At 65.6% G+C, this 24640-nt stretch carries 22 protein-coding genes; 8 read left to right on the forward strand and 14 right to left on the reverse strand.

Features of this window, described 5'->3' with window-relative positions; translation table 11 throughout:
• Positions 1-42: 42 nt before the first annotated feature.
• Positions 43-960: a pirin family protein gene (locus ACSKB9_RS25300; RefSeq protein ID WP_028335539.1), complete on the reverse strand. Its 918-nt coding sequence runs from the start codon at positions 958-960 to the stop codon at positions 43-45.
• Positions 961-1252: 292 nt separating this feature from the next.
• On the opposite strand from ACSKB9_RS25300, the gene ACSKB9_RS25305 reads away from it, so the two are divergent.
• The 4 genes from ACSKB9_RS25305 to ACSKB9_RS25320 all read left to right on the forward strand — a co-directional run bounded on the left by ACSKB9_RS25305 (position 1253) and on the right by ACSKB9_RS25320 (position 5110).
• Positions 1253-1828, forward strand: a complete 576-nt coding sequence (locus ACSKB9_RS25305) for a GNAT family N-acetyltransferase (protein WP_438076494.1) — start codon at positions 1253-1255, stop codon at positions 1826-1828.
• A 31-nt stretch (positions 1829-1859) separates the two neighbouring features.
• Positions 1860-2933 carry a helix-turn-helix domain-containing protein gene (locus ACSKB9_RS25310; RefSeq protein ID WP_438076496.1) on the forward strand — a complete coding sequence of 358 codons (1074 nt, stop codon included), beginning with the start codon at positions 1860-1862 and terminating at the stop codon, positions 2931-2933.
• Between the two features lie 329 nt (positions 2934-3262).
• Positions 3263-4690: a serine hydrolase domain-containing protein gene (locus tag ACSKB9_RS25315; RefSeq protein ID WP_438076498.1), complete on the forward strand. Its 1428-nt coding sequence runs from the start codon at positions 3263-3265 to the stop codon at positions 4688-4690.
• A gap of 129 nt (positions 4691-4819) precedes the next feature.
• A complete protein-coding gene (locus tag ACSKB9_RS25320) occupies positions 4820-5110 on the forward strand; it encodes a DUF1330 domain-containing protein (RefSeq protein WP_438076500.1) in 291 nt (96 codons plus the stop codon).
• Positions 5111-5383: 273 nt separating this feature from the next.
• On the opposite strand, the gene ACSKB9_RS25325 is transcribed toward ACSKB9_RS25320, so the two are convergent.
• Positions 5384-6754, reverse strand: a complete 1371-nt coding sequence (locus ACSKB9_RS25325) for an MmgE/PrpD family protein (RefSeq protein ID WP_438076502.1) — start codon at positions 6752-6754, stop codon at positions 5384-5386.
• 162 nt (positions 6755-6916) lie between these two features.
• Here ACSKB9_RS25325 and ACSKB9_RS25330 point away from each other — a divergent pair, with 162 nt between their 5' ends.
• Complete coding sequence (locus ACSKB9_RS25330; protein ID WP_438076504.1) at positions 6917-8056, forward strand: FUSC family protein; 1140 nt, start codon at positions 6917-6919, stop codon at positions 8054-8056.
• A 14-nt stretch (positions 8057-8070) separates the two neighbouring features.
• Here the strand turns inward: ACSKB9_RS25330 and ACSKB9_RS25335 are convergent, their stop codons facing one another.
• The 9 genes from ACSKB9_RS25335 to rpsT form a co-directional block, all read right to left on the reverse strand.
• A complete protein-coding gene (locus ACSKB9_RS25335) occupies positions 8071-8544 on the reverse strand; it encodes a DUF2867 domain-containing protein (RefSeq protein ID WP_438076506.1) in 474 nt (157 codons plus the stop codon).
• Positions 8541-9938, reverse strand: coding sequence for an MATE family efflux transporter (locus tag ACSKB9_RS25340; protein WP_438076508.1), 1398 nt, complete (start codon positions 9936-9938; stop codon positions 8541-8543). The genes ACSKB9_RS25335 and ACSKB9_RS25340 overlap by 4 nt, the downstream gene beginning before the upstream one ends.
• A gap of 57 nt (positions 9939-9995) precedes the next feature.
• Complete coding sequence (gene murA / locus ACSKB9_RS25345) at positions 9996-11288, reverse strand: UDP-N-acetylglucosamine 1-carboxyvinyltransferase (protein ID WP_028341392.1); 1293 nt, start codon at positions 11286-11288, stop codon at positions 9996-9998.
• A 323-nt stretch (positions 11289-11611) separates the two neighbouring features.
• The gene (gyrB, locus tag ACSKB9_RS25350; RefSeq protein WP_438076510.1) at positions 11612-14047 is read right to left on the reverse strand and encodes a DNA topoisomerase (ATP-hydrolyzing) subunit B; all 2436 of its coding nucleotides are present in this window, start codon (positions 14045-14047) and stop codon (positions 11612-11614) included.
• A 228-nt stretch (positions 14048-14275) separates the two neighbouring features.
• A complete protein-coding gene (gene recF / locus ACSKB9_RS25355) occupies positions 14276-15412 on the reverse strand; it encodes a DNA replication/repair protein RecF (RefSeq protein WP_092080951.1) in 1137 nt (378 codons plus the stop codon).
• Positions 15413-15486: 74 nt separating this feature from the next.
• Positions 15487-15852, reverse strand: a complete 366-nt coding sequence (locus ACSKB9_RS25360) for an endonuclease domain-containing protein (RefSeq protein WP_438080396.1) — start codon at positions 15850-15852, stop codon at positions 15487-15489.
• 78 nt (positions 15853-15930) lie between these two features.
• Positions 15931-17049 (reverse strand): DNA polymerase III subunit beta, encoded by a 1119-nt coding sequence (dnaN, locus tag ACSKB9_RS25365; RefSeq protein WP_074126563.1) that lies wholly within the window; start codon positions 17047-17049, stop codon positions 15931-15933.
• 263 nt (positions 17050-17312) lie between these two features.
• The gene (gene dnaA, locus ACSKB9_RS25370; protein ID WP_057015334.1) at positions 17313-18743 is read right to left on the reverse strand and encodes a chromosomal replication initiator protein DnaA; all 1431 of its coding nucleotides are present in this window, start codon (positions 18741-18743) and stop codon (positions 17313-17315) included.
• A gap of 1226 nt (positions 18744-19969) precedes the next feature.
• A complete protein-coding gene (gene rpsT, locus ACSKB9_RS25375; protein WP_438076514.1) occupies positions 19970-20236 on the reverse strand; it encodes a 30S ribosomal protein S20 in 267 nt (88 codons plus the stop codon).
• A 373-nt stretch (positions 20237-20609) separates the two neighbouring features.
• Between rpsT and ACSKB9_RS25380 the strand changes: the two genes are divergently transcribed.
• From ACSKB9_RS25380 to ACSKB9_RS25390, 3 genes are all read left to right on the forward strand, one after another.
• Positions 20610-20927: a hypothetical protein gene (locus ACSKB9_RS25380; RefSeq protein ID WP_016842666.1), complete on the forward strand. Its 318-nt coding sequence runs from the start codon at positions 20610-20612 to the stop codon at positions 20925-20927.
• Between the two features lie 130 nt (positions 20928-21057).
• Positions 21058-21714 carry a peptide-methionine (S)-S-oxide reductase MsrA gene (msrA, locus tag ACSKB9_RS25385; RefSeq protein WP_026192018.1) on the forward strand — a complete coding sequence of 219 codons (657 nt, stop codon included), beginning with the start codon at positions 21058-21060 and terminating at the stop codon, positions 21712-21714.
• Positions 21715-21887: 173 nt separating this feature from the next.
• Positions 21888-22643 carry a polysaccharide biosynthesis/export family protein gene (locus ACSKB9_RS25390; RefSeq protein WP_438076517.1) on the forward strand — a complete coding sequence of 252 codons (756 nt, stop codon included), beginning with the start codon at positions 21888-21890 and terminating at the stop codon, positions 22641-22643.
• Positions 22644-22681: 38 nt separating this feature from the next.
• Here the strand turns inward: ACSKB9_RS25390 and ACSKB9_RS25395 are convergent, their stop codons facing one another.
• The 3 genes from ACSKB9_RS25395 to ACSKB9_RS25405 form a co-directional block, all read right to left on the reverse strand.
• Entirely contained in the window at positions 22682-23353 is a 672-nt protein-coding gene (locus ACSKB9_RS25395) for a dienelactone hydrolase family protein (protein ID WP_438076519.1), read from the reverse strand.
• A gap of 134 nt (positions 23354-23487) precedes the next feature.
• Positions 23488-23823 carry a hypothetical protein gene (locus tag ACSKB9_RS25400; RefSeq protein ID WP_069278967.1) on the reverse strand — a complete coding sequence of 112 codons (336 nt, stop codon included), beginning with the start codon at positions 23821-23823 and terminating at the stop codon, positions 23488-23490.
• Positions 23820-24608, reverse strand: a complete 789-nt coding sequence (locus ACSKB9_RS25405; protein ID WP_438076521.1) for an alpha/beta fold hydrolase — start codon at positions 24606-24608, stop codon at positions 23820-23822. The genes ACSKB9_RS25400 and ACSKB9_RS25405 overlap by 4 nt, the downstream gene beginning before the upstream one ends.
• Positions 24609-24640 lie beyond the last annotated feature (32 nt).

Consider the following 24640-nt stretch of genomic DNA (forward strand, 5'->3'; position numbering starts at 1 on the left):
CACACGGCCGTGCGGGCGTTCGAGGTTATCACAGGAATTAGCTCACTCCGGCAGCGGAATGAACTCGTGTTCGTGCGGAACCTGCGCGAAACGGCCGGTTTTCCAGTCCTGTTTGGCCTGCTCGATCCGCTCCTTGGAGGACGAGACGAAATTCCACCAGATGTGGCGCGGCCCCTCCAGGGCGTCGCCGCCGAGGAACATCATGCGGGTCGGCCGCAGCGTCTTGACGGTGATGCGGTCGCCGGGCCGGAAGATCAGGAGTCTCGGCCCTTCATGGCGGTCGCCCGCGATCTCGACCTCGCCGTCGACGAGATAGATCGCGCGCTCCTCATGGTCGGGGTCGAGCGGCACCGAGGTGCCGGCCTTCGCGGTCACCTCGGTGTAGAACCAGGGCGAGACCATGCTGACCGGCGAGGTGATGCCGAATGCGGAGCCCGCGATGATGCGCGCGGTGAAGTCGCGCTCGGAGATCATCGGCAGGTCGCCCGCGCCATAGTGCTGGAACGACGGCGCGATCTCCTCCTTGCCCGCAGGCAGCGCGATCCAGCTTTGCAGGCCCAGCATCTTCTGGCCGTCGCGGCGCTGCACGTCGGGCGTGCGCTCGGAATGCGCGATGCCGCGGCCCGCGGTCATCAAATTCATCGCGCCGGGCTGGATCTCCTGGATGTTGCCTTCGCTGTCGCGGTGCATGATGCTGCCGTCGAACAGGTAGGTGACGGTGGCGAGCCCGATATGCGGATGCGGCCGCACGTCCATGCCCTTGCCGGCGAGATACTGCACCGGCCCGAAATGGTCGAAGAAGATGAAGGGTCCGACCATCTGCCGCTTGCCATGCGGCAGCGCGCGGCGCACGGCAAAGCCGTCGCCGAGATCGCGGGTGCGCGGCACGATGATCAGATCCAGCGCGTCGCAGGTCTTTGGATCGCCGAGTTCGGGATCGGTCGAGGGCTGCCAGCTCATGTCGGACTCCTTACAGTAGTGTAGCGATGATACTCTTTTGCCGTGATCATACTCTCTATCCGTCGTCCCGGCCAAGCCAACGGGTCGGCGCGAAGCGCCGCCCGATGACAGGCTCCGCGCGAGCCGGGGCCTATAACCACCGATGCTAGTCTTGCGAAGGCTGGGGCCCCAGCTTTCGCTAGCCACACACATCGGTGGCTATGGGTCCCTGCTTTCGCAGGAAGACGAATTACTTGTGGCTTGCACCTGCTCTCGATGGCAGCAAGTCCAAACTTGGAAACCGGAGACAGTCATGGTTTCTCTGATCAAGCCCGGCGCAAGACTGCTGCAGGTCGACGGTCCCGTGATCGAGACCGCGCGGCTCATCCTGCGGCCGTGGCGCGCATCCGATGTCGCTGAGAACACGAAAATGCTGTCCGATCCCGAGACGGCGCGCTTCATCACGCCGGATCACCAGCCGATCACGTCGGAGCTGAAGGGCTGGCGCAATGCCGCCGTCATCTCGGGTCATTGGGCGCTGCACGGATTCGGCATGTTCGCGGTGGAGGAGAAATCCTCCAGCCGCTACATCGGCCGCGTCGGCCCGTATCATCCGCCGGAATGGCCGGGCTTCGAGGTCGGCTGGGGTATCGCCAAAGAACATCGCGGCAAGGGCTATGCGGTGGAAGCGGCGCGTGCCGCGATCGACTTTGTGTTCGCGAACTTCACGGTCGACCGCATCATCCATTGCATCGATCCGGCCAACGTCGCCTCGCAGGCGGTGGCGCGGCGACTCGGTGCCGTGAACGAGGGGCCGGGCAAGCTCGAGGGCGATGTGGTCGATATCTGGGTGACGTCGCGTCAGCGCTGGCAGCGCGAGCCATCTTGAAAAACCACGTCCGACCGACGATTGTTCGGCGATGACGTCGGCTGCTTCACATTGGGCCGCACTTGAACTCTGCCTGCGCAGCGCCAGCGTGGCGCTGCTGCTGGTGCTTGCCGCCTTGCTGCTCACTGACTTTCGCAAGGCGCTTTCGGGGCGCCTTGCGGCCGCCTTCGCGCTCGGTTCGGCCGCGCACGCGGTGACCGCGTCGATCGGTGCCGGGCCGCCGGTCTCGGACTGGCATGCGCCACTGATCGCGCTCTCGACCGGCGATATCGTGGTGTTTTGGCTGTTCACGCGCGCGCTGTTCGATGACGCGTTTCAGCTGCGCTGGTGGCACGGCCTGATCTGGGCCGCGGTCGTGGCCTACAGCTTCGTCAGTTGCATGTGGATTGCACCCGCCGGTCACGCGCAGATCGCGATCATCATGGTCAATTCGCTCACGCTCGTCTTCGTTGCGCTCGCGGTGGCGCAAACCATCGGATCGTGGTCGGCGGATCTGGTCGAGCGTCGCCGCCGTGTCCGCGTCTTCATCGTCGCCGCGTCTGCGCTGTATGGCGGAATGAACGCGCTGCTTCAGATTGCCTATGCCGGCAGCCGCGTGACCGTGGAATGGGCCAACCTGGTGAGCGCGGCCGTGCTCACCGCCATCGTGGCCGCAATCACCTGGGCGATGATGCGCGTCGACGGCGCCGACCTGTTCACGGTGCCGGCGGAGGCCGTCGTGCCGACGAAGCCGGCCGCGGCCGAGGAGGCGGCCGACCGCAAGCTGGTCGATGCCCTGATGCGGCTGATGGCGGACGAGCGGATCTACCGCCATGACAACGTCACGATCGGCGCGCTGGCGACCCGGTTGAAAATCCCCGAATATCGTCTCCGACGGCTGATCAACCAGCGGCTCGGCTACCGCAACTTCAACGTCTTCTTGAACAACCACCGGATCGAGGAGGCCAAGGCGGCGCTCGCCGATCCCTCCCAAGCCGAAGTCCCGGTCATCACCATCGCCATGGACGCCGGCTTCCAGTCGCTCGGCCCCTTCAACCGCGCCTTCAAGGCGACCACCGGCGTGACGCCGACGGAGTACCGGAAGCTGAAGGCGAGTGCGGTGTAGATGTCCTGCTTGCGGCGGATACCGCTGCACCCTCTCCCCTTGTGGGAGAGGGTGGATTCGATGCGGTAGCATCGAAGCCGGGTGAGGGGTTTGTCTCCGCGGATCGAGACCCCCTCATCCGTCGCGGACTTCGTCCGCGCCACCTTCTCCCACAAGGGGAGAAGGTAAGAGGCGTCGCGATTACAGGCCCTTGTAATCGCTGTAGAATTCCAGAATCGACCAGTCGCCGCCAATCCTCGACCAGCCCGATTTCCAAATCCGGCGAGCGCTCTCCCGTCCCCTGCGGCCTGATCCAGCCACGCGCCCATTGCGCATTGCCGGAAGACCCCGTGACCCGTCGAAAGCTCTTTCTTATTCTCGCCGCCACCACCGCCTTTGGTGCGCTGGCGCTGTCCGCCGCCCGCGCCCGCGATGTGCCTGAGGTCGCGACCGGCTTTGTTGCCAACGTGATCTGCTCGGAGACCTTCGTCAGCGGGCTCGACCCCAGGCGAAACCTGACCGAGACCACTGACGCGATGCCGGGGGCCGGCCTGATCACCTGGGCGATGGACACCGAGGTCGACCTCGACCGCAGGGACGTCACCGTGACGCTGTTCGGGCTTGGCCGCAGCCATGCGGTCTATCGCGAGGGCATGGGCTGCACGCTCGACCATGGCGAGACGCTGGGCGATACCGTGCTTCCGCCGGAGAAGCCACAGGCCGCGCTGCTGCCCGAGATCGCGGGTCCGGAGCTCGTCCCGCCGCAGACCCCGCAGCTTGCGGCTGCGCTCGACCGCGCCTTTGCCGAGCCCGCGGAGGCGCCATTCCGCCACACCCGCGCTGTCGTCGTGATGAAGGACGGTCGCATCGTCGCCGAGCGTTATGCCGACGGCATCGGCATCGACACACCGCTGCTCGGCTTCTCCATGAGCAAGTCGGCGATCTCGGCCCTGATCGGAATCCTCGTCCGCGAGGGCAGGCTGACGCGCGACCAGCCGGTCCCGATCGCGGCCTGGCGGAATCCCGACGATCCGCGCCACGCGATCACGGTCGACGAGCTGCTGCGCCACACCGCAGGGCTTGCGCTCGGCAGCTCGCTGCAGGCGTCGCTGGCATCCGTGCTCGAGCCGGTCAACCGCATGAAGTACATGGAATCGGATATGGCCGGCTTCGCCGAGAGCGCTCCGCTGGAGAGCGCGACCGGCCGGGTCTGGAACTATCACGACGGCAACTACCTGATCCTCTCACATCTGATCCGCAACGCCGCCGGCGGGCATGCGGCCGACGTGATGCGCTTCGCGCGGGCCGAATTGTTCGATCCGCTCGGCATGCGCAATGTCGTGATGCAGTTCGATGCTGCGGGCACGCCGGAAGGATCGGGCGCGATGATGGCGAGTGCGCGCGACTGGGCGCGCTTGGGTCAGCTCTATCTCAATGACGGCGTGGCCGGCGGCAAGCGTATCCTGCCCGAGGGCTGGGTGAAATACTCGGCATCGCCGACGCCGAATGCCTGGGTCGGCTATGGCGCGGGCTTCTGGACCAATCTCGGCGAGAGCTTTGGCGCCCACTACCGTGTCGAGCACGGTTGGCCGCGCGATGCCTTCTTCGCCAAGGGCACGATCGGGCAGTATGTGATTATCGTGCCGTCGCAGCACCTCGTCATCGTCCGGCTCGGCCGCTCGCCGAACATGCCGCCCGAGGCGGACGGCGTGTTCGATCTGGTTCGCGACGTCGTCACCGCGACGTCCGCAAGCCCACGGCTCGCGGGCGGCAATTGACCGGTACGTCACACAACACCCGCGCGATCGTGAATTGAATCTCGGCCTCCGGAATTTTCTGATGCGATGGCGCATCTCGTGAGGAGGTGCGCCACAGTTTCTTGAAGCACGCGTCAGCCGGAGACCATCATGCCGAAAGCCTACTGGATCGTGCACGTCACGGTTCACGATGAAGCCCGCTATCCCGAATATCTCGCCGCCGCGATGCCGGTATTCGTCAGATACGGCGCCAACTTCATCGTGCGCAATGGCCCCTATGAGGTGATGGAAGGCGCAACGCGCCAGCGCAACTTCGTCATCGAATTCAGGGATCGCGCCACTGCGATGGAATGCTACACCTGCCCGGAATATCAGGCCGCGAAGGCGATCCGGCAGAAATATTCAGACGGGGATTTCGTGATCATCGACGGAGCGGAGTAGGACGCGCCGTCATTCCAGGGCATGCGAAGCATGAGCCCGGAATCCATTTCGCCACGCGGGCGATGACACCGCGCTGTTTGACTTCTTGAATTACGACGCATCCCCGCCGTCGTCGTCCCGGCGAAGGCCGGGACCCATTACCCCAAATGAGACTTGTTGCGCGACGCTGGGGCCACGATCCCGTTCATGATCAAATGCGGTGGTTATGGGTCCTGGCTTTCGCCAGGACGACAGCTGTGGGCGTGGCGTGCAGCCTGCGCCTCGACGGCCTGCTTACTGCCTTCCCAGCTGCGTCGCCTTCTCCACGCGATCGAAGCGCTCCAGCGTCAGGATGGCGTCGGCGAGCTGGTCGGCGCGCTTGTCGAGCACCGGGCGGGCCAGCGTCAGGAATTTCTGCTGCATCGCCTTTGCGTCGGGGAACGAGGTCGGCTCGCCGGAGGGATCGGCATAGAGGCGCTCATGGGTGCCGTCATCTGTCGTGATGGAGACGCGGGCGCCGAACGGATGGGTGCGGCCGACCTCGAGCCGGTCGTCCTGCACGACGTCGAACTTGTCGGCGAGCGCGTCGATGGCCGCATCGCCCAGCCGGTCGTAGTCGTCCCAGCCGAAATGGCCCTGGTCGAGCGCGATCGCGCCGGTGAAGAACATCGAGAACTGGCCGCCGACCACCGAGGTCGGGTGGCGCTTGGTAGCGGCGTCGCCGGTCAGCGTGATGCCGTTGCGGTGCAGACCGATCTCGACCTTCCTGATCTGGTCCGGCGTCAGGTTGTGCTCGCGCCGCATCGCGATCAGCGCGTCGATCGCGGCGTGGGTGTAGCGGCAGCTCGGATACGGCTTCACGCCGATCTTCAGCGTCTCGTAGGTGTGGCCCAAGTCCGCCACCGCCTTGTCCGGATGAGCGTCATCGGTATAGCCGACCAGAAGGCCGTGCTTGCCCTCGACCGCCTCGCTCGAGCCGATGAAGTCGTTGCGCGCGAGGGTCGCGGCGATCACGCCGTTCATCGCGGCGGCGCCGACCTGGTAGCGCTTGTTCCAGGCGCCGTTGACCAGGAATTGCAGCGAGCCCGCGGCCTGGCTGCCGGAGACGCCGAAAGCCGACACAATCTGCTCCTTCGACAGGCCGAACAGCTTGGCTGCCGCCGCGGCCGCGCCATAGGTGCCGGCGGTCGCGGTCGGGTGGAAGCCGCGGGCGTAATGCGAGGTCGGGTCGAGCGCGTTGCCGAGCCGGCAGCACACCTCATAGCCGGCGACGATCGCGGTCAGCACGTCCCGGCCGGAGGCGCGGACCATCTCGCCGACCGCGAACGCGGCGGGCACCACGGGTGCGCTCGGATGCAGCGAGGAATCGGCGTGGGTGTCGTCGAAATCGAGCGAATGGCCGAGCGCGCCGTTGAGCAGCGCCGCGACCGCCGGGGTCCAGGTCTTGGTGTCGCCGAATACGGTGGCCTCGCCCTTGCCGTCGAGCGCCAGCGCCTCCAGCATCTTCATCAGCGACGGCGTCGATTCCGCATCGCGCCGGGCGCGGATGGTGCTGCCGAGGAAATCCAGCGTCAAAACCTTGGCTCGCTCCAGCACCTCCGGCGGAATGTCGGAATATTTCAGGTCGGCGACATAGGCGGCGAGCGTTGCGGTTTCGTGGGCCATCGTGTTTCCTCAATTTTGCGGCGCAGGGTAGGCGGGCAGGTCAGGCCTTTCAAGCCACCTTGCCGCCGCGGGCAGCTGCCATGCTCCAAATCGGTTAGCTTCAGGTCGGTTAGCTTCAAGTCATGTAACACGGGCCTTTCCTTTGATTGCGGATCACGGTGCATGAGGACCTTCGCAAAACGCATGTTCGACCAGCTCTGGGCTCGCAAGACGCAGCTGGCGCTGGCGGTCCGGATCGCGTCCGCCGGCGTGGCGGCCTATACCATCGCGCTGGCGTTCAACCTGATGCTGCCGCTCTGGGCGGTGCTGACCTCGCTGATCGTGACCCAGATGAGCGTCGGCCGCTCGCTGAAGGCCAGCCGCGACTACATGCTCGGTACCATCGGCGGCGCCGTCTATGGCGGCGCGATCGCGGTGCTGATCCCGCATTCCGGCGAGGGCAGCCTGCTGGCGCTGCTGGTGCTGGCGATCGTGCCGCTGGCCTTCATCGCCGCGCTCAATCCGAGTCTGAACTCTGCGACCGTGACGGCAGTGATCGTGCTGCTGCTGCCGACGATGCATCACTCCAACCCGCTGGATTCCGCGATCGACCGCGTCCTCGAGGTGACGGTCGGCGCGCTCACCGGGCTTTTGATCTCGTTCCTGGTGCTGCCGTCGCGCGCGGTCAGTCAGATCAGGGTCAATGCATCGAACCTGCTGGAGCTGCTGTCGGCGGCGTTCGCCGAATTGCTCGCCGGCCTGACCCGCGGCCTCGACAACGACGCGCTGCACCGGATCCAGGACGGCATCGGCACCGCGGTGACCAATCTGCACGCGACCGGCCTCGAGGCCGAGCGCGAGCGCTCGATGCATCTGTCGTCGGGACCGGACACCGGGCCGTTGCTGCGAACCATCCAGCGGCTGCGGCACGACGTCGTGATGATCGGGCGCGCCTGTGTGGTGCCGCTGCCGGCCGATATCCAGGCGAGGCTGGCGCGGCCATTGGCCGACGTCAGCAAGGCGATCGTGACTTACATGGTGGCGGTCGCGACCGCGTTGCGCGCCGGCAGCGGCCCGGCCGACATGGCGCCGGTCGATGCCGCGCTGCATGCCTATAGCGAGGAGGTCGCCGCGGTCCGCAGGGATGGCCTGATCCGCGGCCTGCCGGTCGATGCCGCCGAGCGCTTCTACGCGCTCGGCTTCTCGCTCGACCAGATGCGGCAGAATCTCAACGACCTCAAGCGCTGCCACGGCAATTGGTGCACCAACGCCGACGCCTCCGAGAAGATCGTCGCCGACACGCCGGAGAAGAGCGCGGCTTGAGATCGAGTACTACTTCAGCGTCCGGCCTTGCGCAGCATCGCGGGCACAATCAGGCGATGGAACGGCAGGATCACCGCGAGATAGGCGCGCCCGAACCAGTTGTGGGTGAGCACCAGCGTGGTCGCGGTAATGCTGCGCACAGCTCCCGCGGAGGCGACGTCGACGACGAGCCGGAAGTCGAGATGCTTGTCGTTGAATCCCGCGACCAGCCGCTCCGGCGTCTCGCTGACCACCGGAAAGATGCCGATCATATCGCGTGTCGCGCCGTCGGCTGCGCCCGAGGTTTTCAGGCCAAGCGGCGCGACGATGAAATTACGCAGGGCAAGCAGCCATTCGATCCAGCGCGGCTGCCGCGCCACCATCGCCTCGGCGGCGTGCCGCGCATCGAGGTCGGGGCACGCGGTCGCGATGCGGAACGCGTCGACGAACTGCGCGCCGGCGAGCAGCGCGGCGGAATCCACGTTCGGCGTGACCTCGTCGACCCTCATTTGCCCAGTCTGCGTGCCAGCAGGCGGAAACGCAAGACAAGGAGGGTCGCATAGACCACCGTCCCGAGCGACAGCCCGATCCAGACACCGGCGGCGTCGAGCTTGACCCAGAAGGCGAGCGCTGAGGCCGACGCGAAGCCGATCAGCCAATAGCTGATGACGGCAAACAGCAGCGGCACCTGGGTGTCGTTCATGCCGCGCAGCGCGCCCGCGGTGGTGGTCTGGATGCCGTCGGCGATGAAGAAGGTCGCGCCAATCAACAGAAGCGCCGCGGTGAGCTGCGCGGTGGTATCGGAGGCCTCGCCGAGGAACAGCGCCGCGATCTCGAAGCGGGCCAGGATCACCGCGAACGTCATGATGCTCATGAAGATGCCGCTGAGCGCGATCGCGACAAAGCCGGCGCGCTGCACCGCGTCGGTATCGCGGCGGCCGACGGCCTGGCCGACCCGCACGGTAGCGGCCATGCTGACGCCGAACGGCACCATGAACAGGATCGCCGCGATCTGCAGCGCGATCTGGTGCGCGGCTAGCGCCGTGGTGCTGATCAGCCCCATCAGCAGGCCGGCCGCACCGAATAGGCCGTATTCCAGCAGGAAGGCGATCGAGATCGGCGCGCCGACGGCGACCAGCTTGCCCATCAGCGGCCAGTCGATGCGCCAGACGCGGCTGAATACGTGGTACTTGCGGAACGGGCGGCGGCGCGCCGCGAACCACACGCCGGCAAGGAAGGTGCCGAGATTGACGATCGTGGTCGCAAGCCCGGCGCCGAACATGCCGAGTTCGGGCATGCCCCATTTGCCGTAGAGCAACAGGTAGACCATCAGCGCATTGGCCGGGATCGCCGCGAGCGTGATCCATAGCACCGGCTCCGGCCGGTTCACCGCGCTCATGAAGCCGCGGAGCGCGATGAACCACAGCGCCGGCAGGATGCCCCAGGCGAGACCGAACAGATATTGCTGCGCCAGATGCGCGGTGGCCTGGGTCTGGCCGAGCGCGAGCAGGATGCGCTCACCCTGGAACGGCAGCGCCATCAGCGGCAGCACCATGAAGAAGCCGGCCCACAGGCCGACGCGGAGCGCGCGCCGCATCACGCGCGGGTTGCGCGCGCCGAACGCCTGCGCGGCCAGGGGCGAGACCGCCGACATCATGCCCATGCCAATGGTGAAGCTGACGAAATACACGGTGTGCGCCAGCGCCGCGGCGGCGACGTTTTCGCTGCCGAGCCGGCCGATGAAGGCGAGATCGGTCGTCATCATCGCGATCTGCCCGAGCTGCGTCAGCGCGAGCGGCACCGCGAGCTTCAGCGTTTCCGCGAGCTCGGCCGTGAGCAGGTTGCGAGGGACGACAACGGCCGCGTTCGGCGCGGCCGGGTCGATCTTGTCGATGCAGGTCATGACGGCACGCTTAGCACGGCAAACCGGCCGGAAGGATGGCCAAGCTGCCGCAGGGAATCACGATCGCGCGGGAATCCGCTTGATCTTGGCCCCGAGGGCGTTGAGCCGCTCATCGATCCGCTCATAGCCGCGCTCGATCTGGTCGGCGTTGTTGATGGTGGAGGTACCCTCGGCACATACCGCGGCCAGCAGCATCGCCATACCGGCCCGGATGTCGGGCGAGTTCATCGGCGCGCCGCGCAGCCGGCTGGGGCCGGCGACGATCGCGCGGTGCGGGTCGCACAGCACGATGCGGCCACCCATCGCGATCAGGTTGTCGACGAAGAACATCCGGGATTCGAACATCTTCTCGTGCATCAGGATGACGCCGTCGCACTGCGTCGCGGTGACGATCGCGATCGACATCAGGTCGGCCGGGAAGGCCGGCCAGGGCTGGTCCTCGAGCTTCGGCACATGGCCGCCGAAATCGTCCTGGATCTTCATGGTCTGGCCGGACGGGACGACGAGGTCGTCGCCCTCGACGCCGCAGACGATGCCGAGCCGCTCAAAGCCCATCCGGATCGAGCGCAGATGCTCGACGCCGGCGCGCGCGATGCGCAGCGGCGAGCGGGTCACCGCGGCAAGCCCGATCAGCGATCCGACCTCGATATGGTCGGGCTGGATCGCGAAAGTCGTGCTGCCGAGCGTTGCCGGCCCGTGCACGATGATGGTGTTGGTGCCGACACCTTCGATCCTGGCGCCGAGCGCGATCAGGAAATTGGCGAGGTCCTGCACATGCGGCTCGGAGGCCGCGTTGCGCAGATAGGTGGTGCCGCGGGCGGCGACCGCGGCGACCAGCGCGTTCTCCGTCGCGGTGACGCTGGGCTCGTCGAGGAACACGTCGGCGCCCTTCAGCCGCGTGGCGCGGAATTCGAGCCGGTGCGTCGCGGTGACGGTGGCGCCGAGCTGCTCGAAGGCCAGGAAGTGCGTGTCGAGCCGGCGGCGGCCGATCACGTCGCCGCCGGGCGGCGGCAGCGCGACCTCGCCGCAGCGGGCGAGCAGCGGGCCTGCGAGCAGGATCGAGGCGCGGATGCGCGCGCATAGCGCCGGATCGAGATCGGCGGCGCGGATCTCCTTGGCATGAATCTGCAGCGTGTTGCGCTCGGTCCATTCGGCGGTGGCGCCGACCGAGCGGCACAATTCGACCAGCGTTTCGGTGTCGCGGATGCGCGGCACGTTGGTCAGCGTGACCGGGTGCTCGGTGAGCAGTGCCGCGGCGATGATCGGCAGCGCGGAGTTCTTGTTGCCCGACGGCTCGATGGTGCCCGAAAGGCGGCGGCCGCCTTCGACGATGTATTGGATCGGCGGCACGCGGAATGTCCCCTGAACGCATCATTCAGACTGGGCCATTGGAAATTCCGCAACGGAATCAACGGCCGTCCGGTACCGTAACACAACTGGCGGCGCAGCTTCCACACGAAAGGTAGCGCCGCGACGGCGCCGGTCGCGCTGTCACGGAGATGTCACCCCGTCAGGACGGTTGCTCGCCTCCAGGGTGACGGAAGTAGTGTGCACTGTACGATCCACGTGATTGCGAGCGGAGCGAAGCAATCCATCGCGCCGCAAGCTGAAAAATGGATTGCTTCGTCGCTTCGCTCCTCGCAATGACGGTGGTGCAATGCGCCGCAGGCCTCCTAGATGTCGATGGTGGCGCTGAGCGAATTGTCCTGGATGAACTCACGGCGCGGCTCGACCACGTCGCCCATCAGCTTGGTGAAGATATCGTCGGCCTCGTCGACCTCCTTGATCTTCACCTGCAGCAGCGAGCGCGCCTCGGTGTCCAGCGTGGTCTCCCAGAGCTGCTCCGGGTTCATCTCGCCGAGACCTTTGTAGCGCTGCAGCGAGATGCCCTTGCGGGCGGCGTCGGTCACGGCCTCGAACAGGTCGATCGGGCCGTGGATGATCTGCTCGGCATCCTTGCGCCGCAGCTTGCCCGCGCGCACGTAGATCTCTTGCAGTTCGGTCGCATATTCATCGAGCTTGCGGGCGTCGGCCGACCCGAGAAAGGCGTCGTCTATCACGGCGAATTCCTTGACACCGCGCACGGTGCGCTCGAACTGGAACCCCTGGCCCTCCGTGAAGGTGCCGATCCAGCCGCGCTCGACCTCTTCGGCCACGGCGTCCAGCCGCTTGGCGATGTATTCGGCCGCCGAATTGGCGGTGGCGATATCGCCGGTGATCCTGGGGTTGAGCACACCTGCGATCGCGGCCTGCTCGATGACGGCGCGATTATAGCGGCTGTGCAGGTTGCGCAGCACCGAGCGGATGACCCGCGCGTCTTCGACCAGCGACAGCAGATCTCGGCCCGAGCGGTTGTCGCCGGAGGCCGGCTTGAAGACGCATTCGTCGAGCCCGGTCGAGATCAGATAGTCCTCGAGGGCGCGCTCGTCCTTCAGGTATTGCTCGGACTTGCCGCGCGAGACCTTATAGAGCGGCGGCTGGGCGATATAGAGATAGCCGCCGTCGATGATCGAGCGCATCTGACGATAGAAGAAGGTCAGCAGCAGGGTGCGGATATGGGCGCCGTCGACGTCGGCGTCGGTCATCACGATGATCTTGTGATAGCGCAGTTTGTCGACCGAGAAATCGTCACTGATGCCGGTGCCGAGCGCGGTGATCAGCGTGCCGATCTGCTCGGATGACAGCATCTTGTCGGGACGGACGCGCTCGACATTGAGGATCTTGCCGCGCAGCGGCAGCACCGCCTGGAATTCGCGGTTACGGCCCTGCTTGGCGCTGCCGCCTGCCGAGTCGCCCTCGACGATGAACAGTTCGGATTTGGCCGGGTCCTTCTCCTGGCAGTCGGCGAGCTTGCCGGGCAGCGAGGAGACGCTGAGCGGATTCTTGCGGGTCAGCTCGCGGGCCTTGCGCGCAGCCTCGCGGGCCGCGGCGGCCTGGATCACCTTGCCGACGATCTCCTTGGCTTCCTTCGGATTCTCCTCGAACCAGGCGGCGAGCGCCTCGTTCAGGACGTTCTCGACCACCGGTCGAACCTCCGAGGACACCAGCTTGTCCTTGGTCTGCGACGAGAATTTCGGATCGGGCACCTTCACCGACAGCACCGCGGTGAGGCCTTCGCGGCAATCGTCGCCGGTCAGCGCGATCTTTTCCTTCTTCGCATTGGCCTCGGCATAGCCGTTGACCTGGCGCGTCAGCGCGCCGCGGAAGCCGGCCAGATGGGTGCCGCCGTCGCGCTGCGGGATGTTGTTGGTGAAGCACAGCACGTTCTCGTGGTAGCTGTCGTTCCACCACAGCGCCGCCTCGACGCCGATGCCGTTGGCTTCCGAGCGCACCATGATCGGTGCCGGCACGATCGCCTTCTTGTTGCGGTCGAGATATTCGACGAATTCCTCGACGCCGCCGGAATAGTGCATCTCCTCGCGCTTCTCGACCGCGTGACGCATGTCGGAGAGCACGATGTTGACGCCCGAATTGAGGAAGGCGAGCTCGCGCAGCCGGTGCTCCAGCGTCGCGAAATCATACTCGATGTTCTTGAAGGTCTCGACCGAGGCGAGGAAGGTGACCTCGGTGCCGCGCTTGCCCGGGGCATCGCCGACCACCTTGAGCGGCGCCACGGCATCGCCGTGCGCGAATTCGATGTAGTGCTCCTTGTCGTCGCGCCAGATCCGCAGCGCGAGCTTGCTGGAGAGCGCGTTGACGACGGAGACGCCGACGCCGTGCAGACCGCCGGAAACCTTGTAGGAGTTCTGGTCGAATTTTCCGCCGGCGTGCAGCTGGGTCATGATGACTTCGGCTGCCGAGACGCCCTCTTCCTTGTGGATGCCGACCGGTATGCCGCGTCCGTCGTCGTACACGGTGACGGAATTGTCGGCGTTGAGGGTGACCAGGACGCGGCTGGCATGGCCCGCCAGCGCCTCGTCGATCGCATTGTCGACGACCTCGTAGACCATGTGGTGCAGGCCGGAACCGTCGTCGGTGTCGCCGATATACATGCCGGGGCGCTTGCGGACGGCGTCGAGGCCCTTCAGCACCCGGATCGATTCCGCGCCATATTCGGCCGGAACGGGATGCTCAGATTCGGCAGGGGTCTGCCGGGCAGGTTCAGTCATGTGAGGCCTTCGAGGATATCCGAATCAGCTGCGCAATATGAGGCGCTGATTCCGCTATTTGTGCCATGAAAGAGGGGTTGCGCCTAGCGCAAAGTCTCCATCTACAAACTATTGAATAAATAGGATTTTTTAGGCCTGTTTCAAGGCTTTCAAAGGCCGATTCCGGCCATCTCGAAAAGCCCGATTCGAAGGCGGATTCGGGCCCCTCTCGGAGCAGATTCCGCACCCTCAGCCGCGCCGCGTGGCGCGGCCGGATTCGACGTCGAAAATCTCTCCTCGCGGGCCGATATCGACGAACGCCGCGGGATCGGCGCCGGTCATCCAGACCTGCGCGCCGAGCTTGGCGAGCTCGTCGAACAGCGCCTTGCGGCGGTTCGGATCGAGATGGGCGACGACCTCGTCGAGCAGCAGCAGCGGCACGATGCCGGTCATCTCCGCGACCATCGTGGCGTGCGCCAGCACCAGCCCGATCAGGAGCGCCTTCTGCTCGCCGGTCGAGGCGTCACGCGCCGGCATGTTCTTCGGCGCGTAAACCACCTGCAGGTCGGTCAGATGCGGGCCGTCGAGCGTGCGCCCGGCGGCGGCATCGCGCGGCCGGCTAGCGCGCAGGATCTCGCGGTAGCGGTCCTCCACCGCCGTTGCAGGTTCCTGCAGCAGTGCGTTCTCCATCCAGCCGTCGAGCATGATCTCGGCGGAGGGGAAGGCCGAGGCCGCGCCGCGCTCGCGCAGCATCACGGCGAGCTTGGCGGCGGTCTGGCCCCGCGACGCGGCGACCGCGACCGCAAGCTCGGCGGTCTCGCGCTCGATCGCATCACACCAATGGTCGTCATAGTTGCGCACCTCGAGCAGTCGGTTGCGCGAGCGCAGCGAGCGCTCCAGTGCCGAGACGCGGCTGGAATGCTCGGAATCGATCGCCAGCACCAGGCGATCGAAGAAGCGCCGCCGTTCCGAGGCGGCGCCCATGAACAGGCCGTCCATCGCCGGCGTCAGCCACACGATGCGCAGATGATCGCCGAACGCGGTTGCGGACCCCACCGGTTCGCGATCGATGCGGCAGCGCCTTGTGTTGCCGGCGTCACCGGTCGGCGGATCGATACCGGTGCCGAGCGTCGCAAGGCCGAGCGCGCCCTCGACTTCGGCCGAGACCGCCCAGGAGCCGTCGCCCTGGTTGTCGGCGATGTCCTCCAGCGTCGCGCGGCGCAGGCCGCGGCCCGGCGACAGAAACGAGACCGCTTCCATGCAATTGGTCTTGCCGGCGCCGTTCGGCCCCACCAGCACCACCATGTCGCCGGCGACCTGCAGCGTCGCCGTCCGGTAATTGCGGAAATGCGTCAGCGACAGGCGGTGAATGCGGGACGGGGTCATCTCTCTTCCTTCCCCTCTCCCCCTTGTGGGAGAGGGTGGCGTCTCACGAAGTGAGGCGACGGGTGAGGGGTATCTCACAGCTCGGCAAGCTTGGGGACAATGTCTTCCAGCACCGCCCCGGGCGTCCGCAATACGTCATTGTTCCAGTAGCGCAAGACCTGAAAGCCTTCCGCCGCAAGCGCGTCAGTCCTGGATGCATCACGCGGCGACGAAGCGTGCTGACCGCCGTCGACCTCGATGGCGAGGCGCTTCTCGAAGCACGCGAAGTCGAGAATGTAATTTCGAAATGGAACCTGCCTTCGAAATTTCAAGTGCGACAGGCGCCGATCGCGCAGCAGGCGCCACATCTTCGCTTCCGCGTCAGTCGGCTCCCGGCGCATCTTCTTTGCGAAGCTGCGGAGGCGTTCATCGGTCGGTCGATGGTGCGGCGTTCGCGGCACCAACCCCTCACCCGGCGCCTGCGGCGCCACTCTCTCCCACAAGGGGAGAGGGTGCAGTTGCTCGTGAAGAGAGGGTCATCACACCCGCATCGGCATCAGCACATAGAGTGCGCCCTTGCTGTCGCGGTCCTGCACAAGGGTCGGCGAGCCGGGATCGGCGAGCTTCAGCACTGCGACCTCGCCCTCGATCTGGGCGGCGATGTCGAGCAGATAGCGCGAGTTGAAGCCGATATCGAGCGCGTCGGAGGCGTACTCGACCTCGAGCTCCTCGGTGGCGCTGCCGGAATCCGGGTTGGTGACCGAGAGCACCAGCTTGCCCGCGGACAGCGCGAGCTTCACCGCGCGGCCGCGTTCGCTGGAAATCGTCGAGACGCGGTCGACGGCGGCTTCGAAATCCTTCTTGTCGACGACCAGTTCCTTGTCGTTGTTCTGCGGGATGACGCGGCCATAGTCCGGGAAGGTGCCGTCGATCAGCTTCGAGGTCAGCACCACATTGCCGAGCGTGAAGCGGATCTTGCCGTCCGACAGTTCGATCGAGATCTCGGCGTCGTCGCCCTCGATCAGCCGCTGCACCTCACCGACCGTCTTGCGCGGGACGATCACGCCGGGCATGCCGGTTGCGCCCTTGGGCAGTGCGAGGTCGATCTGCGCCAGCCGGTGACCGTCGGTCGCAACCCCGCGCAGGGTCGCCGCCTTGGCGCTGCCGGCCGCGTGCAGATAGATGCCGTTGAGGTAGTAGCGGGTCTCTTCGGTCGAGATCGCGAACTGCGTGCGGTCGATCAGGCGCTTGATGTCGGAAGCCGGCAGCGAGAACGAATGCGTCATGTCGCCGGCGGCAAGGCCCGGGAAGTCGCTCTCGGGCAGGGTCTGCAGCGTGAAGCGCGAGCGGCCGGCACGCACGGCCAGTACCGAGCGGTCGCCGTCGGCTTCCAGCACGATCTGCGAGCCGTCGGGCAGCTTGCGGACGATGTCGTAGAACATGTGCGCGGGCACCGTGGTCGAGCCGGCGGTTCCGGTCTCGGCGGCCAAGGTCTCCGTCACCTCGAGGTCGAGGTCGGTCGCCTTCAGCGACAATTTGGCGCCCTCGGCGCGGATCAACACGTTGCCGAGGATCGGGATGGTGTTGCGGCGCTCGACCACGCGGTGAACGTGACCCAGCGATTTCAGGAGTTGCGCGCGCTCGACGGTGACCTTCATTGCAATACCCGCCAGATCCCTCAGATGGAAAAGCCGGGCGGCCGTTCAGGGCAGCACCGCGGCATTGGAAACCCGAAAAGCCGGATCAATACCGGATTTGATCAAACCCACGGGGGGACCGCAAGGTGGCGCGGATGGGCGGCCGGTGCAAGGGATACGGGCGCGAACGAGCCCCGTTCCCCACGTTTTGGGTCGGAAAAAGTTTAGCCCTCCCCTTTGGCAAAGGGGAGGGCTATGGAACGAGCCGGCCGGATGAAGCGGCCCTATTCCTGCAGCTGGCGCTTCAGCGATTCGACTTCCTCCGAGAGCGCCGTGTCCTTGGCGACCAGTGCCTCAATCTTGCGCACGGCGTGCAACACCGTGGTGTGGTCGCGGCCGCCGAAGCGCCGGCCGATCTCCGGCAGCGAGCGCAAGGTCAGCGTCTTCGCCAGATACATCGCGACCTGGCGCGGGCGCACCACATTGGCGGTACGGCGGGACGACAGCAAGTCGGAGCGGCTGACATTGTACTGCCGGGCGACCACGCGCTGGATGTCCTCGATCTTGATCCGCTTCGGCTCCTGCGGGCGGATCAGGTCGCGCACCTCGCGCTCGGCCATCTCCAGCGTCACCGGCTGGTTGTTGAGCTTGGAGTGCGCCAGCAGGCGATTGATCGCGCCTTCAAGGTCGCGGCCGTTATGGGTGATGGTGCGCGCCAGATAGTCGAGCACTTCCTCCGGTACATCGAAGCTCGCATGGTGGGCGCGGGCGGCGGCGACGCGCGACTTCAGGATGCCGAGCCGCAGCTCCTCGCCGAGCGAGCCCATCTCGACCACGAGGCCGCCCGCAAGTCGCGAGCGCACGCGGTCGTCGAGGCTTTCCAGATCCGACGGCGGACGGTCGGCAGCGATCACGACCTGGCGGCCGGCATCGATCAGCGCGTTCAGCGTGTGGCAGAACTCGGCTTGCGTCGACTTGCCCTGCAGGAACTGCAGATCGTCGATGACCAGCACGTCGATGCCGCGCAGCGCCTCCTTGAAGGCCAGCGCCGTCTGCGTCTTCAGCGCCGCGACGAAGCCGTACATGAACTTCTCGGCGGTGAGATACAGCACCTTGCGCTCGCCGCCGGAATTGCCGGCCCAGGTCACCGCCTGCAGCAGATGCGTCTTGCCGAGGCCGACGCCGGCATGAATGTAGAGCGGGTTGAACATCACGGGATCGCCGCGGCGACCTTCCGCGACCTGGCGGGCCGCCGCATGAGCCAGCGTGTTGGAACGGCCGACGACGAAGCTGGCGAAGGTCAGGCGCGGATCGAGCGGCGAGCCGCCAAGCGCGTCGTGGCTCGCGGACACCGGCGCGGTCGCAACCGAGCGCAGTTCAGGCACGAGCCTGCCGTCGGTGCGCTCGATGCGGCGCACTTCGACGGGCGCAACCGTTTCCTTCACCGGAGCCGTCGCGCGGATCGCCGAGCGCACGGTGAGGTCGATGCGATGCACTTCGGGCATCTCGGCCTGCCAGCAGGAGAGCACGCGTTCGGCATAATGCGCCTGGATCCAGCTCTTGAGGAACCGGGTCGGAACCGACAGGTGCACGCTTTCGTCGTGCACGCTCTCCAGATCCATCCGAGCGAACCAGCTCGTGTAGACGTCCTCGCCAACGCTCGTCCGCAAACGTCCCTTCACCCGCGACCAGCGATCCTGTTCCGTGTTCGTCATTGCCTTCGTACTTCCAAGTCTGAGAGATGATCGTTGCGAAAGCGCCGTGCAGGTTTCCTGCCGCGGCGCGACCTCTAGCGGGCGCGGTCTGCTCCGGACAAAGCTCTCCCGTGTGGCGTCCATGCGCCACCCGACAGATCAGCTGTTTGGAGAAGATGCGCCCCGCGAGGTCAGCGCGTACTCGACGGACGCTTCGGGTGGGAGCTGACGTCCGAGGGGTTGATTACGGCACCACTGGAAATTTGCGCTTCGGCTGTCGTTGGTTCGACTGCAGTGATGATACCGTAAGCCATAAGACCTCCCCCTCCCGCCGCGACGTATCGCGGCAAGTTGTCAGCTTGCTCGTGTCTTCAAATTCGAACTGCTGCTACCGAACACCGAAATGCCCGGCGCTTCGCCGCCGCCGTGTCGTCGTCAACCCGTTCACTCGCTCCGCGTTCCCGCTGCCAGATTCCGACTGACGTCCTGGTCTCTCTTGTTCGATCCCCCAAATTGCCGGGGACATCGCCGGAGAATTTTTGACACAGGTCGTCTGTCCTCATATCGCTATGAGTTGTCAATCTAGCTTCGCTTGGAAAGCGTCGCTAACGCACACACCGCCGCCGATTTGTGCGTCCGCCCCTGGGTCTCAAACCGCGCTGATCTGGAGAGCCGTGGGCGTCGCGAACAAGAAATAGATACACCAAGCTGATTTTCTGACAATCCGTGGATTCGACGGGGATCGAGACTCTTCGCGACTGTTGCGGCGCTGCCGATGCTGAGTTGCGAAAGCAAGTTTTTGAATCAGCGCACAGATTCACGCGCGTCACAAACGACGGTGCAATACCAAAAATTTTTCATAGAAAATTTACATTTGGTCTCGCGCCGGTCATTTTTCCAATCGCTGTTCAGCGCTATGTGCATAAGTAACTCGCGAGACGTCATTTTTCTCGATTACTTTTGCAGGGTAACCCCGCTTCGCAGATTTCGCCGCGAAATGCTCGCGCGCTATTCCATCTTTCTAGCTTAGCGCAGAACAATCTGTGGGCGAGTGCGACGCATTAAGCATGTTGAGCCGGTAGAACTACGGACGCGACGAAACATGACACGCAGTTCGTTGCGCGGCAACGCGAAGTGTTCTCGCGCTATGAAACTTCCACGACAAAAGTCGAGACAAAAACAAAAAGCCCGGCGCGAGCCGGGCTTCGTGACAAATGTGTTTTCCAGTCAGCTCGCGCGGCGATCCGTTACTTCGCGAGCTTGGCGATGCTCTGCGTGAGGCGCGACACCTTACGGCTCGCGAGGTTCTTGTGAATGATGTTGCGCTGCGCTGCCCTCATCAGCTCGGGCTCGGCGCGGCTCATCGCCTTCAGTGCCGCCTCGCGATCGCCGCTCTTGATCGCTTCCTCGACGGTGCGCACCGCGCCACGCATCTGCGTGCGGCGCGACTTGTTGACGATGGTGCGGCGGGCAATCTTGCGGGTCGCCTTCTTGGCGGAGGTGGTGTTGGCCATGGTTCTCTAACTGTCCTTCGGCGGTGATCGCTCGGTGGTCGGGCTAGCGCGCACCGGCCGGTTCAAATCTCAACTCTGATGTATTTGTCCAAGGTGGCTTTCTTGGGTGTCCTTGAGGCGGCCATGCGAAGAGCGCAAAATGCTGCCCCCGCATGCGGCACTGTCCAAAGAACAGCGGCGGCAGGATTGCGCCCGCCGCCATCGGCCGGTCTTATAGATGGCGCGGGCTCAAGCGTCAACGCTTTCGGGACCCAAAAAGGGCCCGAAATCGTCCCTGCGGGGGCCGGATAAGCCGCTGAAGAGGTTGAATTTCCGGGGGGCGCCCGGTAAGGCCTGACGACGCGTGGGGCGCGACTGGGAGTTAGGGTGACGCATGATCCGCGGCTTTTTCCGTCTGATCGGCCTTCTGCTGCTGGCCGGCAGCTTCATCTTCATGGTCTATGACGGGGCCCGCTACGTCGCCGACCAGAGCCTGCGGTTCACCCAATTCGGCCAGTTCTGGAACGACATCCACCAGTCGAGCCAGCAGGCATTCCATGCTTGGGTGGATCGCTTCGCGCCCTGGCTCTGGAATGATGTAATCCGCCTGCTTCTGGAGCAGCCGGTGTTCGCAGTGCTCGGCATTGCCGGCATCCTGCTGATGATCCTGTTCCGGCCGCGCAAGCCCCTGATCGGCTACGCGCGCGACTGACTTGTCAGCAGCCCGCCTTGGCTGCAGCGCCCCGTAACGGGGCTGCCATCATCCGCGTAAGGACATATATAGGTGACAGCCGGCCCGCAGGCCGTTGCCGCGTCGGCCGATGTCCCGCCTGGAGGTGTCCATGTTGTTCATGCGCAAGACCACCGCGTTGCCGAGCGCCGCCGAGGCGCTGCCGGGCCGCGCGACGCCGATCCCGACCGCGACCACCCATTTCGTCAATGGCAGCAAGTTGCAGCCGCCTTATCCGCAAGGCCTCGAGCAGGCGGTCTTCGGGCTCGGCTGCTTCTGGGGCGCGGAGCGCAAATTCTGGGAACTCGGCGAGGGGATCTACACCACTGCGGTCGGCTATGCCGGCGGCCACACGCCGAACCCGACCTATGAGGAAGTATGCTCGGGGCGCACCGGCCACACCGAAGTGGTGCTGGTCGTGTTCGACCCGAAGAAGATCTCCTACGAGAAGCTGCTGAAGACGTTCTGGGAGAACCACAACCCGACGCAGGGCATGCGCCAGGGCAACGACATCGGTACGCAATATCGCTCCGCGATCTACACGTTCAGCGACGCGCAGCGCAAAGCCGCCGATGAGTCGCAGGCGATGTATCAGAAGGCGCTTGCCGCCAAGGGCCTCGGCGCCATCACCACCGAGGTCGCGCCGGCCGGTGAATTCTACTTCGCCGAGGACTACCACCAGCAATACCTCGCCAAGAATCCGGCGGGCTATTGCGGGCTCGGCGGCACCGGCGTGTCCTGCCCGATCGGCGTCGGCGTCACCGCCTGACCGTCTTGTTGAGAAAGAGCTCGCTCTGGAAAGCCGGTTTGCGCTCTTCCCGGGCACGGCTCCAAGCCAATGGGAGGCCGGCTTTTCCGGCCTCCCGCTCGATCCTCGAAAACCCTTTGTTAACCATAAGTGGTGCAAAACTGGGCCTGTCTCGCCGTTGAGGGATAGGTCCGGTGCCGGTTGCACGCGCGTTACGATTGCCGATCACTGCCGTTGTGGCTGCGCTCGCGCTGTCTGGCTGCATGAGCACGTCCGGTCCCGTCGCCGTCGGCCCGCAAGGCGTCGATGCCGTCACCTACGGCCCGGCCTACGCACCCGCTCCGGTTGCCGATGCAGGCGGCGGCGGTGCAATCAGCGCATTGCGTTCAGCCTTCGCCAGCACGGCCCCTGGTTATGGCTATGCCGCCCCGGCCGCCGCCCCGGTCGTCTATGCCGCCGCCTCCCCGGGTGGCCCCCCCGCCGGTTACGACAACGGCTATCACCTTGGCCCCGGCGATAAGCTTCGCGTGGTGGTCTACGGCCAGGAAGGCCTGACCAATTCCTATGCGATCGACGCCGCGGGCGCGATCACCATGCCGCTGATCGGCTCGGTGCCGGCGCGCGGCCGCACGCCGGCCGGGCTTGCCGGCGAAATCTCGGCACGGCTGCGCAACGGCTATATCCGCGAGCCTTCGGTGGCGGTCGAGATCGAGTCCTATCGTCCGTTCTTCATCCTCGGCGAAGTCCAGGCCCCCGGCCAATATCCCTACGTGCCGAACATGACGGTCGAGAGCGCGGTCGCGATTGCCGGCGGCTTCTCGCCGCGTGCCCGCCGCGACAGCGTGACGCTGACCCACACCGATGCGTCCGGCTCCGGGCGCTTTGTGGTGCCGCTGGGCACGCCGATGAGCCCGGGCGATACGGTGTTCGTCGGCGAGCGCTGGTTCTGAAGAAGGACAGCGTCCTTCGTCATTCCGGGTTCGCCCTATCAGCGCAGATGCTTCGCGAAAAATTCCATGCTGCGCGGCCAGGCAATGTCGGCGCTTGCCTTGTCGTAGCTGGCGCGCTCGTCGCAATGGAAGCCGTGCTGCGCGCCGGGATAGATAAAGACCTCGACCTCGGGCCGCTTCGACTTGATGGTCTCGACATCGCTCAAGGGAATGCCGGCATCCTTCTCGCCGAAATGCAGCTGCGTCGGCACCGCCGGCTTGTCGTCGGCGAAGCGCACGACGGCGCCGCCGTAATAGCCGACCGCGGCTGACAGCCCGGCCAGCTTGGTGGCGGCAGTATAGGCGACGCTGCCGCCGAGGCAGAAGCCGATGATGCCGACCGGACCGACCGGCTTCACCGCGTCGATCGCCGCCTGGCTGTCGCGCAGCATCGCGGCCCAGTCCGGATTGGCGACGAACTTCCGCGCCTCGGCGATCTCGTCGGGGGAATAGCCGCTCTGGAAGTTCGGCGTGATGCGGTCGAAGATCGAAGGTGCAACCGCGACATAGCCTTCCTTCGCCAGCCGGTCGCAGACCGAGCGGATGTGGTGATTGACGCCAAAAATCTCCTGGATCACGACGACCGCGCCCTTCGGCGCGCCGGCAGGATCGGCGCGGTAGGCGCCGAGTTCAAATCCGTCCGAAGCTTTGAGTTTGATGTCTTGTCCCATGGTCCATCCTTGTCAGTTTGGGGGTTGCATGAAGCTCTCGATGATGAGGCGCGATGACATCGTCGTCGCGCTTTGGCTCTTCGTTTGAACATGGCCGTTTCGGAAAACCGCTTCGCACTTTTCCGGACCATGCTCTAGCGCCACATCCAGTTCTCGCCCCAGTCGGCCTTCCAGCCGGTCAGCCGGTGTTTGCGGAATTGCAGGAAGAGGCGGTCGTGGTGCGGAAACAGCCCGCTGCCGCCGAGGTCGCGGAAGGTCAGGAAGATCTCGTTGCCGGGCCGTCCGCTGACATAGGTGAGGGGCGTGCCGAGCGCGCGCTGCGCGTCCGCAACGCCCATGCCGAACACCAGCGGCGTGGTGTTCGACAGCGTCGCGGTGAAAGTGGACGGGGCTGTGACGAACGGCAGCTTCTGCGCGCTCGCTCCTGTCGTGGCCGCAGTTAGCAACAAGGCAACGGCGACTGACTTCATGGCGCGGTCTTTCCCGACGCGCCGGCTTCCAGCCCATCCAGGAACGGCAGCACCGCGGCGATGAAGGCCTGCGGCTGGTCGATGTTGACGGCGTGGCCGGCGTTCGGAATCACCGCCTTCTGCGCCCGGGGGATTTTTGCAGCCATGTAGTCGGACGCCGCCAGAAACGGCGTGTCGTCGGCGCCAACCACAACCAGCGATGGCGCCTGGATCCCGGGCAGCGATTCGATCACCCGAGCATCGCGCTGTGCCAGCATGCCGCGCGCGGCGAGCGCGAGGCCCCTGGCGTTGCGATGGGTGACCGACGCGCGCTCGGCGCTCAACGATCTCAGCACCTCGAGCCCTTCGCGGTCGAAGCGGTCGCCGGTCTCGCGGGCGCGCTTGTTCCAGACATCGCGGGCGTCGTCCTTCTTGAAGCCCGGGCCGGTGTCGATGATCAGCAGCGCCCGCACCCGCTCCGGATGGGCGCGATGAAAGGCGAGCGACATGTAGCCGCCGAGCGACAGCCCGCCGACGATCGCCTTGTCGGCGCCGGCGGCGTCGAGCAGAGCGGCGATGTCGCCGACCGTCAGCGCTTCGCTATAGGCATCGGGATCGTCGGGATAGTCGGACTGGCCGTGCCCGCGCATGTCCCACAGGATCAGCTTGTGCCGCTGCGACAGCGCCTCGATCTGGCCCTGCCACATCGCCGAGGTCGAGGAATAGCCGTGGGTCAGGATCAGCGGCGGGCCGCTGCCGTGAACCTCGTAGTAGATCTCGACGCCGTTGCGGTTGAGCTTGGCCATTGACGGGCTCCTTGTGTTTCTCTCGCCGCTGT

This window comes from Bradyrhizobium sp. BR 1433, assembly GCF_051547665.1.
GTDB classification, from domain to species: Bacteria; Pseudomonadota; Alphaproteobacteria; order Rhizobiales; family Xanthobacteraceae; genus Bradyrhizobium; species Bradyrhizobium australafricanum.

What these genes read in the sequence shown, in the direction of transcription:
- ACSKB9_RS25310 (WP_438076496.1), top strand. Translation starts at nt 1,860, where the DNA reads ATGACGTCGGCTGCTTCACATTGGGCCGCACTTGAACTCTGCCTGCGC.
- ACSKB9_RS25405 (WP_438076521.1), bottom strand. Translation starts at nt 24,608, where the DNA reads ATGGCCAAGCTCAACCGCAACGGCGTCGAGATCTACTACGAGGTTCAC.
- dnaN (WP_074126563.1), bottom strand. Translation starts at nt 17,049, where the DNA reads ATGAAGGTCACCGTCGAGCGCGCGCAACTCCTGAAATCGCTGGGTCAC.
- ACSKB9_RS25300 (WP_028335539.1), bottom strand. Translation starts at nt 960, where the DNA reads ATGAGCTGGCAGCCCTCGACCGATCCCGAACTCGGCGATCCAAAGACC.
- recF (WP_092080951.1), bottom strand. Translation starts at nt 15,412, where the DNA reads ATGACCCCGTCCCGCATTCACCGCCTGTCGCTGACGCATTTCCGCAAT.
- ACSKB9_RS25320 (WP_438076500.1), top strand. Translation starts at nt 4,820, where the DNA reads ATGCCGAAAGCCTACTGGATCGTGCACGTCACGGTTCACGATGAAGCC.
- msrA (WP_026192018.1), top strand. Translation starts at nt 21,058, where the DNA reads ATGTTGTTCATGCGCAAGACCACCGCGTTGCCGAGCGCCGCCGAGGCG.
- ACSKB9_RS25335 (WP_438076506.1), bottom strand. Translation starts at nt 8,544, where the DNA reads ATGAGGGTCGACGAGGTCACGCCGAACGTGGATTCCGCCGCGCTGCTC.
- ACSKB9_RS25340 (WP_438076508.1), bottom strand. Translation starts at nt 9,938, where the DNA reads ATGACCTGCATCGACAAGATCGACCCGGCCGCGCCGAACGCGGCCGTT.
- dnaA (WP_057015334.1), bottom strand. Translation starts at nt 18,743, where the DNA reads ATGACGAACACGGAACAGGATCGCTGGTCGCGGGTGAAGGGACGTTTG.
- ACSKB9_RS25380 (WP_016842666.1), top strand. Translation starts at nt 20,610, where the DNA reads ATGATCCGCGGCTTTTTCCGTCTGATCGGCCTTCTGCTGCTGGCCGGC.
- ACSKB9_RS25395 (WP_438076519.1), bottom strand. Translation starts at nt 23,353, where the DNA reads ATGGGACAAGACATCAAACTCAAAGCTTCGGACGGATTTGAACTCGGC.
- ACSKB9_RS25400 (WP_069278967.1), bottom strand. Translation starts at nt 23,823, where the DNA reads ATGAAGTCAGTCGCCGTTGCCTTGTTGCTAACTGCGGCCACGACAGGA.
- ACSKB9_RS25330 (WP_438076504.1), top strand. Translation starts at nt 6,917, where the DNA reads ATGAGGACCTTCGCAAAACGCATGTTCGACCAGCTCTGGGCTCGCAAG.
- gyrB (WP_438076510.1), bottom strand. Translation starts at nt 14,047, where the DNA reads ATGACTGAACCTGCCCGGCAGACCCCTGCCGAATCTGAGCATCCCGTT.
- ACSKB9_RS25305 (WP_438076494.1), top strand. Translation starts at nt 1,253, where the DNA reads ATGGTTTCTCTGATCAAGCCCGGCGCAAGACTGCTGCAGGTCGACGGT.
- rpsT (WP_438076514.1), bottom strand. Translation starts at nt 20,236, where the DNA reads ATGGCCAACACCACCTCCGCCAAGAAGGCGACCCGCAAGATTGCCCGC.
- ACSKB9_RS25325 (WP_438076502.1), bottom strand. Translation starts at nt 6,754, where the DNA reads ATGGCCCACGAAACCGCAACGCTCGCCGCCTATGTCGCCGACCTGAAA.